Below are 12595 nucleotides of genomic sequence, written 5' to 3'. Positions count from 1 at the left end.
ACAAGATCCGCGTCATCCAACGCCGCTGCTACGGGATTCGCGACGAGGACTACCTCCACCTCAAGATTCTCACCTGCACACTTCCACCGCTCCCACCATCCTAAATCCCAGCAAATCACCCACACGATTCCCCGAAGAGCCCTTTTTGTTATCTTCTTTCAGCTTCTTCGGCGAATTTCGTGACGACGTAGCGCCCGCTCTTAGACCAGGCCGTGCGTCTCGAACCCGATCGGTCGACCCGTCTCGTGAACCACGGCATTCCAACCCTGGACGACATTCGCGGCGCGCGCGAGAATCTCGGCGACCGCGTCAGAGAAACGCCGGTGTGGCGTTGGCAGAGCGACGCGCTCGAAAGCGTGGTCGGCGCGCCGACGAGCGTCTTTCTCAAGCTCGAATTGCTCCAGTACACCGGCACTTTCAAGGCGCGCGGCGCGCTGCTGAACGCCATGGCATTGCCTAACGAAGCCAGGCGCGCCGGCGTCACCGCCGTCAGCGCCGGCAACCACGCGATCGCCGTCGCGTTCGCGGCGCGGATCGTCGGCACGACGGCCAAGGTCGTGATGCCGCAGACGTCGAATCCGATGCGCGTGGCGCGGTGCCGCGCGTACGGCGCCGAGGTCGTACTGGTGGATGGCGTCCACCAGGCGTTCGACACGGTCAAGCGGATCGAACGCGAGGAAGGCCGCACTTTCATTCACCCGTTCGAGAGCGAGCTGACCGTGCTCGGCACCTCCACCGTCGGTTTCGAGTGGTGCCGGCAGGTGGAGCATCTCGACGCCGTGGTCGTGCCCATCGGCGGCGGCGGCCTCATCGCCGGCATTGCGTGCGCCGTTAGGCGGATGCAGCCGGCGTGCAAGGTGTTCGGCGTCGAGCCGCAAGGCGCCGACAGCATGCACCGCAGCTTCGCCGCCGGATCGCCGCAAACGCTCGAGCAGGTGAGCACCATCGCGGACAGTCTCGCCCCGCCGTATGCGCTGCCCTATACGTTCGGGATCGCGCGGCGCTTCGTGGACGAGATCGTGCTGGTCAGCGACGAAGACATGCAGCGCGCGATGGGCCTCTTGTTCGCCGACATGAAGCTCGCAGTCGAGCCGGCGGGCGCCGCCGCGACCGCCGCGCTGTGCGGGCCGCTGCGGGAGCGGCTCGCCGGCCGGCGCGTCGGCATCATGGTGTGCGGTGCGAACATCGACATCGCGACCTTCGCGCGACAGGCGATCCCGTTCGCGTGAGCCGCCTAACCGCCCGGGTCGTCGGTCAGCCGGGCCAGGAGATGGTGAACACCGTCCGCAGGCTGGCGACGATCGCCCCGAGCACGTAGTATGGCTGCCCATGACCCATCCACTCCGGTTCGGTTCGTTCGCCGCGATCGCGCTCGTTGCGCTCCTGCCCGCCGCGCCCTTCGCCCAACAGTCTGCGCTCACGCCATACCAATCGCTCGGCAGGGACCTGCTGAAAGAGATGGTGGAGACCAATACCGAATATTCGATCGGGAGCACGACGAAACTCGCGAAAACGCTGGCCGCGCAATTTCGCGCCGCCGGCTTTCCCGCGGCTGATGTGCAGGTGATCGGGCCCGACACGGGCAAAGACGCGAAGGACAAGAATCTCGTCGTGCGGTATCGCGGACGCGGTCAACGCGCGCCAATCCTGCTGATCGGCCACATGGACGTGGTCGAAGCGAAGCGCTCGGACTGGGTGCTCGATCCGTTCACGCTCACCGAGCGCGACGGCCATTTCTACGGGCGCGGCACGCTCGACATGAAGGATGGCGACGCCAGTTGGGTTGCCGCATTGCTGCGCATGAAGAAAGAAGGAGTCGTTCCAGCCGGTGACTTCATTCTGGCGCTCACGGCGGGCGAGGAAGGCGGGGGCGGGTACAACGGCATTCAGTGGCTCCTCGCGCATCATCGGGACGACATCAAGGCGCAGTACGTGCTGAACGCGGACGCCGGCGGCGGCGAGCTGCACGGCACGACACCGATCGCCTTGGACGTCCAGGCGGCGGAAAAGGTGTTCCACTCGGTCCACCTCACGACGCACAACCCGGGCGGCCACAGCTCGCTCCCCCGGCCCGACAACGCGATCTACGAGCTCGCGGCTGCGTTAGGCAGAGTGTCGGCGTACCAGTTTCCGTTCCAGACGAACGACGTCACGCGCGCCTACTTTTCGCGCACCGCGGCGCTCGTTGCGCCGGACGTCGGCGCCGACATGCGCGCGGTGAGCGGCTCGCCCACGCCGGACAGCGCCGCCGCGGCGCGCCTCGCCGCACGGTCCGCCTACTACAATGCGCAGCTCCGCACCACCTGCGTCGCCACGCTCATCCAGGGTGGACATGCCGTCAATGCGTTGCCGCAGTCGGCGACCGCGACAGTCAATTGCCGTATGATGCCGGGCACCGATCCGACCGAGGTCGAAGCGACCATCCGTCGCATCGTCGCGGACACCGGCGTGCAGGTGACGCCGGCGGACACGGCAACCGCGAGTCCACCGTCGCCGCTTCCCGCGTCGCTCGAGCAAACGATGCAGCGCGTCACAGCGTCCACGTGGACGTCCCTCCCGATCATCCCGAGCATGGAGACGGGAGCAACGGACGGCTTGTTCCTCCGCAATGCCGGCATGCCGGTGTACGGAGTAACAGGATTGTTCGTCGATCCCAACAACGACGAGGACACACGAGCGCACGGCTTGAACGAGCGCATCGCGGTCCAGGCGTTCTACAATCAACTCGAATTCACATATCGGCTGCTCAAGGCACTGTGAGCGTGCCGACGAGGCGCGTATCACCGTCGCGCGCGTACGTGACGCGATTGCGAGATCGATTTCACCACTGAACGGGGTAGCACGATGGGACTGTTTGATGGATTACTCGGCGGCATCGTCGGGGCCGAGATGGCAACCGTTGTGAACGGGTTGATCGAACGGCATGGCGGTGTGCAGGGCGTGATCAATCACCTGCAGTCACAGGGCCTCGGGCCCACCGTGCAGTCGTGGGTGGGCAGCGGACCGAACCAGCCGGTCACGCCGCAGGAGCTCCACGCCGCGGTCGGGCCGGATCTGATGGCGCAGCTCGCGGCGAAGATCGGCGTGACACCTGAGGAGCTGTCGGCCAAGCTGTCGCAGGTGCTGCCGGGCGCGATCGACAAGCTGACGCCGAACGGTCAGGCGCCCGGGCCGGGCGCCAGCTCATGAGCTGAATGCGGCGCGTCATGCCCAACACGGCATGATGCCTCCACCGTTCGTCCGGCGTCGTTGCGCGCCGCCGCGAACGGGCGTCAAGAGAGCAGGGCTGGTGCAACGTCTCGCTCTCGTCAGGAGGTCCCGTGTCCACTCGACCAAACTCGCTCGTCAACAGCGTGCTCGTCGCGCTCGCACTCTCGATCACTGTTGCCGCGTCGTCGCAGGCGCAGGGCCGCGGTCACCAGGACAAGGTTCCTCCTGGTCAGGCAAAGAAGATGGTCTCGATGGATCGCGCGACCGACGTGACGCGCGAAGTGCTCGCCGACCACGGCTACCGAGTGGTGCGCGTCGAAGTCATCAAGGGCGCGCGAGTGGTGTACTTCCGGCGCGGTAGTCACGGCCACGGCCATGGCCTTGGACCAATGGAACGGATTGTCATCCGGCCCAATCGCGAGCGGTTCCTGTTCGACGAGGCGCCCAAGACCGTGGTCGCCGACATCAATATCAAACTCGGGTTCTGATGCGACATGCGCGCCGAGCCTGAACGGCTCGGCGCGCATCATCTGTCCAGTGCAGCAGCGCCGGTCAGGCGTTGCGCGAGAATCGCTGGAATCCGCACCACGCCAGCACCAGCCCTGCGGCCAGCGACAGATAGAATCCGAAGCCGACGCTGAACAGGTCGGAGGCGCTCGGGCCGCCGTTGCCGCCGCCGAATCCACCGGCTGCCGAATTGATGGCGTGCGTGCCCGTCCACAGCGCGCCTAACACAGCGATTACCGGCAGCATCAGGGCGAGCCATGCGCGGCGATCCTTCCACACCAGCGGCAAAAAGATGCTCAGATACGCGACGATGAGCATGAATTTCACGCCGCCGCCGCCGCCCACCTGACTCAGCAGGGTGGCAACATCATACAATGGCTTGCCCTGGCTCGTGCCGAAGATCGTGATCGAGATCGCGTTGAACACGAGCGTGCCGATGAGATACACCGCATAGGCGCCGAGCGTCAGCGTGCCGTAGCGCTGCACGATCGGGTTCGCCGCGAGGTTGAAACCGGGCGCAGCGCCCGGCATGGCGGCGCCGCCGCTTGCGTTAGGACTCGACGACGATCCGGACCCGGCCGGCGCGCCGGCGCTCTTGCCGAGGCCGCTCACCAACCCGCTCAGCTTGCCGCCCAACTCCGCGGTCTTTTCGCGGAGCAACACATCGTCGGGCACGATCATCACCGCGCTCAACCGCGAATCTTCCACCACGAGGTCGACCGTCTTGCCGACCGTCGGGGCCAAAGGGCTCTTCCACACGCCGATGTCGAATTTGTATTGCTGATTGTCCGCGGCGATCGTGCCGGTGCCGTCGGTGCCGTTGTACTGCAGGATCCTGCCGCGCATGATCAGATCCTCTGAGTGGAGGTGAAGGCGCACGGGCGCAGCGCCTCGTACGCCCTGCTTCCTCCATTGCGCCAAAGAGCGGCCAAAGACGTCATGGCCGGCGCTTGTCCCGCCGTCGCTCCTGCGCTACGGTATGAGTGCCGACCACATCCCAGGACATCGATGCGTGTCCCTTTCTGTCGCGCGCACAGGCTGATGCCGTGACCACTCCGGATGATGCGGAGCTCAGGTCCGGCGTCGGATCCAAGCTCTGCCCGCAGTGCGGCGCTCGATACGACGCCGGCGTCGTATTCTGTCCGCGAGATGGGTCTGCTCTGGGCACGCCGAACCACGGAGGCCTCGTCGGACAGCTCATCGCGGGCCGCTATCGCGTGATCGAGCAGCTCGGACAGGGCGCGATGGGACGCGTGTATCTGGCCGAGCACGTGAAGATGGAACGCCGATGTGCGATCAAGGTGATGAGTCCTGAGCTCGTCTCCGACGCCGATGCGATCAGCCGTTTCAATCGCGAGGCGACGAACGCCAGCCGCATTCAGCATCCGAACGTGGCCACCGTGTACGATTTCGGGGAGTCGGCCGACGGTCTGGTGTTTCTCGCGATGGAGTTCGTCCCCGGAGAAGCGCTGTCGCGTATCTGTGATCGGGAGCACGCGTTGCCGGCCGCGCGCGCCGCGAACATTGCGCGACAGGTGGCGGACGGCCTCGATGCCGCGCACGACCTCGGCATCATTCATCGCGATCTCAAGCCCGACAACATCATGATTGCGCGCGCGAAAGATGGCCGCGACATCGTGAAGATCGTGGATTTCGGGATTGCCAAGGGGACGCAGCAGGGCGCGGCCGGTCGCGAAGCGCTGACGCGCACCGGCGTGGTGGTCGGGACGCTCCAGTACATGAGCCCCGAACAGTTAGGCGGCGATCCGGTCGACGGCCGCAGCGATCTCTATGCGCTCGGCTGCATGTTGTACGAGATGCTCACGGGCGAGTCATCGTTCTCCGGGGCGACCATCGAAGCGCGGCTGCAGCGCCGCCTCACCGGCGAGCCGCTGCACCCGCGGGCCGCCAATCCGTCGGTGCCGGCCTGGCTCGATGCGTTGGTCGCGAAATCGTTGGCGCGGGAGCCCGGCGCGCGTTTTCAGACGGCGGCGGATCTGCGCGACGCGTTGGCGGTAGGCGCGGGCGGCGCACCGTCGCCCTCGGCGCCGCCGTTCACACTGTCGCGCGCCCGCCGTCTCTGGTTCTCGGCCGGTGCACTCGCCGGCGCGGCGACGCTCGTCGTGCTCGGCATGACCTGGCACCGCAACGAGACCGAGCAGGCGGACGCGCGCCATCCTCAGGTGAGCGTGCCGTCGGCGCCGGACTCGGCGCCCGCGCGAGTGCCGGCGGCGGTTGCCCCGGCCGCTGCCGACAGCAGTCCGCCGCCGGCCCTGCCCAGGCGCGAGCCGGCGCCGGCGCGCAGCTCGGCAGACCTGACGCCGACATCGCAGCTGGACCTAATGCAGATTCAGCGTGCCGCCCTCGCCGCTCGGCAAACCGCCATCGATTCCGGCGCGGCCGAGTCCAGCGTTAGGCGGGGAGACCGGCTCATGCAGGCGGCGGACAGCGCGATCGCGCGGCGCCGATTCGATCTCGCGATGCGCGCGATGCTCGACGCGCGTTCCACCTGGCGCGCGGCCTCGGACAGCGCGGCCGCCGTGCGCCTAACGGAACACCCGGCAGCGCCGAGCGCGGGTGCCGCCGGCCCGCCTCCCACCCCGCCTGCATCGCCGCCGCCGGCCGGGTCGCCGGCGCACACCAGCGCGGCGGCGCCCGTCGATCCGACGCCGGCCATTCAGGCCGCGATCGCAACGTACGCCCGAGCGCTCGCGTCGCGGGACATCGCGCAACTGCGCGCCGCCTACCCGGCGCTCACCGCCGACGAAGCCCGACGCTGGCAAGACATCTTCGATGCGACCAACAGCATCACTGCCTCGCTCTCGCTTGCCGGGCCGCCGCACGTGTCGTCATCCGGCAGCGCCGACGTCGACGTGACGGCCGCCTTCGACTTCGACTACAAGCGCGGCGCCGACGGCGAGCGCCATCCGACCGTGACCTACCACGCGGTGCTGGTGCGCGACGGCCAACAGTGGAAGATCGCCTCGATCAAGTAGCGCCGCGTCAAAAGTTGTATTCGAGGCCTAACGTCCAGATGACATCCGGCCGCAGTCCGCCGCGGTTCATCGGAAGGATCATGTTCGCGACGCCGGTCGCGCCCGAGTCCATGCGCAGTTTCAGTCCGAACGACGCGTTGACGATGTCATCGCGCTCGTTCGGAATGTTGGTCGGCGTCACGGTCCGCTGGAACGGCGCGATGATGTGAACGACCGGCGGGATGGTCAATTTGCTCGCGCCGAGTTGCCATTCGGAGATGATGTCGAACGACATGGTGGCCCAGTCGGTCATCAGGTGATCGAAGCCGCCCGTTGCCAGCAGCGCGTTGTTTTCGAGCGATCCGCCGCGATAGAAGAATCCGCCGTTGAAATGCGGCGTGAAGTTGCCGAACCGTGCCGAGAACACGCCGAGCCCGCGGAATCCGAACGCGCCGGCGCCGAGGAAGTTGTCCGCGTCGCCGGTGGGCAGCCGCGCGTCGGCGAGGAGCGAGAAGCTCGCGCGCTGGGAGGAGTTGAGATTGAGCTTCGCGCGCAGCGAGATGTCGCCTAACCCGGTCGCGGCGCCGGCCGCGGCGCTCTGCGCCGTCAACACGGGATCCGTCGGCGTCCCGGAGAAAAAATGCTCGGCCGGTGTGCCGAACGGTACGATCTGCGCGTCGCTCGAGCCGCTCACCGATACGTGCGCAAGCGGGATCGACACGCCCAGGTCGAGGCGGTCGGTGACGCCGTACGTGACATAGAACGAGCTCACGTACATGTTCACCTGCAGTTGGGTGCGCACTTCGATGAAGTCGTTCTCGAAGGGCGAGTCCCCGAGGCCGGGCGCGCCGACATCCTGATGCGTGAAATTGAGCTCGATGTCGTTGAGCGGAATGCCGCGCAGCGTGCTGAAATCGACGTTGGTCACGTTCGCGCCGACGAGAAGGCGGCCGCGGCCTAACGTAGGCCCGCGCTCGCCGAACACCGGTCCCGACGACTCGGCGGTCTTCTGCGGGAGGCCGTTCACGAACGTGAACGTGGCGCCGCTGCTCGCGGCGCTTACCGGCACGTCGGCCGAGCTCAGTCCGATCGCGTCCGCGAGGAACGAGAGAATCGTCGCGTTGCCGGCGACATCGGCCGGTATGAAGTGGTCGCCATGTCCGTTTTGCGCAAGCACCGAGCCGGCCAGACACAACGGCTGCCCGCAGTTGCCGAAGGTGAACAGCTTGGTGATCGTGGAGCGCAGTCCTTGCGCATGGAGCGGCCCGGCGAGGCAAAGGAGGGAAGCCGCGTACGCCAACGAGCGTCGCATGGTGGGATCCTGTCCGAGGGAGGTGGGACAAGATAACGCGACACGATGCCGCGCGGCATCACAGCGGCGTGTAACCGCCGCTCACTCGGTGCGCAGTGCTTCGAGCGGGCCGACGCGCGCGGCGCGCCGTGCCGGAAGGTAGCTCGCGACGAGTGTCGCAATAGTGAGTGCGACGATCGCGGCCCCGATCGACACCGGGTCGAGCGGCCCGACGCCAAAGACCTCCGAGCGAATCAGTCGCGTGGCCGCGATTCCCGCCGGCAATCCAATTGCGACGCCGCACGTCGCCAGGCGCACGGCTTCGCCAAGCACCATCGAGGTGACGGCGCGCGGCGCGGCGCCGAGCGCACTGCGCAGGCCGAACTCGCCCGTCCGTTGCGACGTCGAGTACGAGGTGATGCCGTAGAGTCCCACCGCCGCCAGCAGGAGCGCGGCCGCGCCGAAGAACGACGTCACGTGCGCGAGCAGCAGGTCCTGTCCGATCGTTTCCCGGACTATCGCGTCGAGCGGTTTCACGGCATCGCGCAGATCGGGATGACGCGCGAGCAGGGCCGCGCGCACGGGCTCGACGAACCGCGTCGGATCGCCCGCGACGCGCACCTCGAAGATGAGCATCTTCGGCGCCGCGGCCATCTGCGCGACCGGCAAATACGCCCGCCTAACCGGAAGGCCGCGCACGTCGCGCTCTTGCACGTCGTGCACGACGCCGGCGATGGTGTAGGCCACGGAGTCCAGCGTGAACGACCGCCCAACAGGATCGCGCGGACCGAAGTAGTACCGGGCCATGGTCTCGTCGACGAGCGCCGTATGCTCGGCGCCCGCGACATCGCGCTCGTCCAGATCGCGGCCGCGGACGAGCCGCGCGCCGATCGCGTGCAGGTAGCCCGGGCCGACCTCGTCATAGCTAACAGACAGTTGCGAGTCGGCGACGGCGGTAAATCCGGCCACCGCCACGTGCCCGGTCGATTCGCCCCCGCTGAACAAGCCTTCCTCGGAGTAAGACACCGCGCGCACGCCGGGGACGCGCTGCAGCTCATCCGCCAGCTCGCGCGCCGCCGCGAGCACGCCGGCGCCGCCCAGGCTCCGCTGATTCATCGGAACGTCGGCGCTCACGATGTGATCGCGATCGAAGCCGAGGTCGACGGTGAGCATGCGCTGCATGCTGTGCAGCAGCAGGCCGGCGCCGATGAGGAGCAGCGTGGACAACGCGACCTGCCCAACAACGAGCGCCGGGCCGAGCGCGACGCGGCCTAACCGCGCACGAGCACCGGAAATGTTGCGTCCTTGCGCGCGGAGCGCCGTGCCGACGTCGAGGCGCGTGGCCCGGAGCGCGGGCACGAGCCCGAACAGCACCACGCAGAGCAGCGTGACCAGCAGCGTGAACGCGAACAGGCGCAGGTCCGGTGCGACGTCGAGCGCGATCGTGCGGTCGCCCACGCCGGCGATCGACACGAGCAGCCGGCTTCCCCACACCGCGGCCATCAACCCCAGCGCGCCGCCCGCGCCGGCGAGGAGCGCGCTTTCCGTTAGGAGCTGCAGCACCAGGCGGCGCCGGCCGGCGCCGAGCGTCATGCGCACCGTCATCTCGCGCGCCCGCCCGGCGGCGCGCGCAAGCATCAGGTTGGCGACGTTCGCGCATACCACGAGCACGATGAGCCCGACCGCGGCCATGAGGACCACCAGCGCCGGTCCATAAAGTGGCCGAAACTCGGAAAATCCGCGCGCGCCCGCATTCACCTCGATCGGCTGTACGCGCAGGTCCTCATCGAACTCGGCGAGATCTTCACCCGTGAGGTGCGCACGAATGGATTGCGTCTCGATGACCGCCAGCTCGGCGCGCGCCTGGGCGAGCGTCGCACCGGGCGCCAGCCGACCCATCATGGCGAGCCACGAGAACGACCGATCGTCGAGCGCCGTGCCGGCCGGCTGCAACGCCTGCCGCATCATCAGCGGGATCCACAGATCGGTCGACTGCCCGACGATGTCGCCGGTGAAGCCGCGCGGCGCAACGCCCACGATGGTGAGCGGTACGCCGTTCACGACCATCGTAGTGCCGACCGCCGCAGGCGCGGCACCGTACTGCCGGCGCCAGTAGTCGTAACTGATGACGACGACCGGGTCGCCTAACGGAACGCGATCCTCGGATGCGGTGAAGGTGCGGCCGATGTACGCCGGGACCTCGAGCACGGAAAAGAAATTGCCGGTCACAAAGCGGCCGTCGGGGCGTTCGATGCCGCCGCCCGGGGCCGCGACCTCGAGTCTGCCGGCCTGGCCCGTGGCGTACACGCCCGCGAGCGTGCGTGCGTGGTCGCGGATGTCGGCGTACACCGGATACGAGACGTACGCCGTCATCGGCGATCCGTGCCACGCGGAATTGACTTTGGACGGATCACCAATGGTGACCAGCCGCGCGGGATGCCCAACGGGCAGCGGGCGAAGCATCAGCGCGTCGAGCAAAGCGAACATCGCCGCGTTGGCGCCAATGCCGACCGCAAGCGTCACGACGACGGTGACGGTAAACGTCGCGTGCTTACGGAGCGAGCGGACGGCGTAGTGCGTATCCCGCACCAGCGCTTCGAGCATACGGGTCCCGCGTACATCGCGGCTGGCGTCTTTGGTGCGTTCGACACCGCCGAAGGCGAGCCGGGCGCGCCGCATCGCGTCGGCCCGAGGCATGCCGGCGCGGATGTAGGCCTCCGCTTCACGCTCAATGTGGAACCGCACTTCCGCGTCGAGCTCCTGCTCGAGCGTGTGCCGGCGCAGGATGGCGCGGGCACGATAGCGCAGGTCCGCCCAGAGCTCGATCAGCATTCGTGTACCCTTTGCGCTTCTACAGGACGCCCTCAGTATGCAATTGGTCTTGTAGAAGCACAAGGGGGAGGGCGCGAGAATGTCCGCGCGTCGGTCCGCCGGCGACCGTACCTGTCCCGTCACGCGCCGAGTGATGGCCCAGGTGACGGCTTGGTCACGGGAGCGCTCGAAGATGGGACCCCATCGCTAGACGCCCGATCGCTGGTCCTTCCAACAGGAGCGCTCAAAATGCAAACAGCCCAGTCAAACGTTCTCCCAAGCCGGCCAGCGGCGCTCATGCGATGGCTCGCGGCAACCGTCATGCTTGCGTCAGTCGCGTGCGGCGGATCGAGCTCGACGTCACCGTCCACCGGACCGACGGGAGAGTTCAAGGGCACACTGGTGGGCGACGGAGCGAGCGGTGTGTTGACCATTACGTTCCCGGCATCGGTCACCAGCCGGTCGGAGGTGCCGTCGCGATTCGCATTCGTGCAGGTTGCTGAGGCCGGCACGGTCGAACAGGTCACGGGGACGCTGACGCTCACGCCGGGCGGCGACGTCATCGCGATGACCGGCACGTACGACGCGAGCGCCGAGCCGCAGCTGGTACTTGCCGGCAGCGGATACGGACTCGCCGGCGACTACTCTGCGGCGAACGGTGTGATCTCCGGTACGTCCACGTTCCCCAACGGCAAGACCGGACTCTGGACGGTCTCGACCGACGCCGCGACGGTGAAGGTGTTCTGCGGGACGTACAGCAGCAGCCAGGGAAACGGCGGCGGCACGTGGAATCTGGTGCTCGACTCGAAGAACAATCTGACCGGTGTCGCCAGTGTCGCCGGCCAGCTACAGGGAACGTTGTCGGGCACGTCGCTCTCGGTGACATACACGGGCGGCACAGCTTCAGGGACTCTCGATCCATCCACTGGCGCCGGCAGCGGAACGTACGATGCGCCCAATATTGGTGAGGGCGACGCGGGCGATTGGACGGCCAATACGGGCGGCTGCTGATCCTTTTGCTCGAAACGCGCACGGCGGCGGTTGCGCCGCCCTGCGCGTCCACCGTTAGGCGCCCGTGCGCCGGCAGCGCTACCGCACGACGTCGTATTCGCTCTGCACGAGGCCGCCGCCGAACTGGCGCGTCGCCACATGCCTAACGAGAACGTCGCGTGTGAGCGATCCGAAGAGCGGGATGCCCGAGCCGATGAGCACCGGCACGCGCGTGACGATGAGACGATCGATCAGGCCGGCCTCGAGAAATCGCTGGATGGTGACGCCGCCGTCCACATAGATATGGCCCGCGCCGCGCGCTTCGAGTTGCGTCATGACGTCGCGCGCGTCGCCCGACAAGTGCTCGACCGCCGCCGCCGCGGGGATGCGTGGGAGCGGCCGACTGCTGAGCACGTACACCGGCTTGTCGTACGGCCACCGGTCAAACCCGAGTACGGTCTCGAAGGTGTTGCGCCCGATGACGATCGCGTCGACGTCGGCCATGAATTCCGCGTAGCCGTGCGGTTCGGCGCCGCCGGCGTCCAAAAAATCCAGCGCTCCGTTAGGCCGAGCGATGAAGCCGTCGAGGCTGGTGCCGACGAACACCGAGGCGCGCATGGTCGAAGGCCAGGGCGTAGTTGGACTCGCGGCCGCGCGATATGCGCCCGTCGGGACAGCGCGTACTGGCATATCCGGCTCGCTCGTTGCCGCCGCGAACCGGACGTGCCTGCAGGCCGCGCATTGTTGACGTATCTCCGCGTCGTGGTAAATAGGTACAGAGAGTCCGATTACGTCAACGTCTGGGGCGGGA

Annotated in this window: 10 protein-coding genes; 6 read left to right on the top strand and 4 right to left on the bottom strand. The window is 67.5% G+C overall.

Translation table 11 applies throughout. The features are described 5' to 3' along the window. The first annotated feature begins 212 nt into the window (after window positions 1-212). The 4 genes from VFW04_05930 (at window position 213) to VFW04_05915 (ending at window position 3698) form a co-directional block, all read left to right on the top strand. Entirely contained in the window at window positions 213-1229 is a 1017-nt protein-coding gene (locus VFW04_05930; protein ID HEX5178847.1) for a threonine/serine dehydratase, read from the top strand. Between the two features lie 100 nt (window positions 1230-1329). Further along, a complete protein-coding gene (locus tag VFW04_05925) occupies window positions 1330-2760 on the top strand; it encodes a M20/M25/M40 family metallo-hydrolase (GenBank protein ID HEX5178846.1) in 1431 nt (476 codons plus the stop codon). 84 nt (window positions 2761-2844) lie between these two features. Further along, window positions 2845-3189: a YidB family protein gene (locus tag VFW04_05920; protein HEX5178845.1), complete on the top strand. Its 345-nt coding sequence runs from the start codon at window positions 2845-2847 to the stop codon at window positions 3187-3189. Between the two features lie 131 nt (window positions 3190-3320). After that, window positions 3321-3698 carry a hypothetical protein gene (locus VFW04_05915; GenBank protein ID HEX5178844.1) on the top strand — a complete coding sequence of 126 codons (378 nt, stop codon included), beginning with the start codon at window positions 3321-3323 and terminating at the stop codon, window positions 3696-3698. Between the two features lie 64 nt (window positions 3699-3762). Here the strand turns inward: VFW04_05915 and VFW04_05910 are convergent, their stop codons facing one another. Continuing rightward, window positions 3763-4563: a hypothetical protein gene (locus VFW04_05910; protein ID HEX5178843.1), complete on the bottom strand. Its 801-nt coding sequence runs from the start codon at window positions 4561-4563 to the stop codon at window positions 3763-3765. 200 nt (window positions 4564-4763) lie between these two features. Here VFW04_05910 and VFW04_05905 point away from each other — a divergent pair, with 200 nt between their 5' ends. Next, the gene (locus tag VFW04_05905) at window positions 4764-6713 is read left to right on the top strand and encodes a serine/threonine-protein kinase (protein ID HEX5178842.1); all 1950 of its coding nucleotides are present in this window, start codon (window positions 4764-4766) and stop codon (window positions 6711-6713) included. Between the two features lie 7 nt (window positions 6714-6720). Here the strand turns inward: VFW04_05905 and VFW04_05900 are convergent, their stop codons facing one another. After that, the gene (locus VFW04_05900) at window positions 6721-8004 is read right to left on the bottom strand and encodes a hypothetical protein (GenBank protein HEX5178841.1); all 1284 of its coding nucleotides are present in this window, start codon (window positions 8002-8004) and stop codon (window positions 6721-6723) included. 81 nt (window positions 8005-8085) lie between these two features. After that, window positions 8086-10815 (bottom strand): ABC transporter permease, encoded by a 2730-nt coding sequence (locus tag VFW04_05895; protein HEX5178840.1) that lies wholly within the window; start codon window positions 10813-10815, stop codon window positions 8086-8088. 300 nt (window positions 10816-11115) lie between these two features. Here VFW04_05895 and VFW04_05890 point away from each other — a divergent pair, with 300 nt between their 5' ends. After that, the gene (locus VFW04_05890) at window positions 11116-11805 is read left to right on the top strand and encodes a hypothetical protein (protein ID HEX5178839.1); all 690 of its coding nucleotides are present in this window, start codon (window positions 11116-11118) and stop codon (window positions 11803-11805) included. 78 nt (window positions 11806-11883) lie between these two features. On the opposite strand, the gene VFW04_05885 is transcribed toward VFW04_05890, so the two are convergent. After that, the gene (locus VFW04_05885) at window positions 11884-12402 is read right to left on the bottom strand and encodes a dihydrofolate reductase family protein (protein ID HEX5178838.1); all 519 of its coding nucleotides are present in this window, start codon (window positions 12400-12402) and stop codon (window positions 11884-11886) included. Between the last annotated feature and the right edge of the window lie 193 nt (window positions 12403-12595).

The sequence above is a fragment of the Gemmatimonadaceae bacterium genome (assembly GCA_036273715.1).
Taxonomy (GTDB): domain Bacteria; phylum Gemmatimonadota; class Gemmatimonadetes; order Gemmatimonadales; family Gemmatimonadaceae; genus JADGGM01.
The sequence above is the reverse complement of the archived record's forward strand: the minus strand, read 5'-3'. Positions and strand labels throughout refer to the sequence as shown.

Bases quoted from the DNA above. Each gene is read 5' to 3' on its own strand.
- VFW04_05895 (HEX5178840.1), bottom strand. From the start codon at position 10,815: ATGCTGATCGAGCTCTGGGCGGACCTGCGCTATCGTGCCCGCGCCATC.
- VFW04_05890 (HEX5178839.1), top strand. From the start codon at position 11,116: ATGCTTGCGTCAGTCGCGTGCGGCGGATCGAGCTCGACGTCACCGTCC.
- VFW04_05910 (HEX5178843.1), bottom strand. From the start codon at position 4,563: ATGCGCGGCAGGATCCTGCAGTACAACGGCACCGACGGCACCGGCACG.
- VFW04_05920 (HEX5178845.1), top strand. From the start codon at position 2,845: ATGGGACTGTTTGATGGATTACTCGGCGGCATCGTCGGGGCCGAGATG.
- VFW04_05885 (HEX5178838.1), bottom strand. From the start codon at position 12,402: ATGCGCGCCTCGGTGTTCGTCGGCACCAGCCTCGACGGCTTCATCGCT.
- VFW04_05900 (HEX5178841.1), bottom strand. From the start codon at position 8,004: ATGCGACGCTCGTTGGCGTACGCGGCTTCCCTCCTTTGCCTCGCCGGG.
- VFW04_05925 (HEX5178846.1), top strand. From the start codon at position 1,330: ATGACCCATCCACTCCGGTTCGGTTCGTTCGCCGCGATCGCGCTCGTT.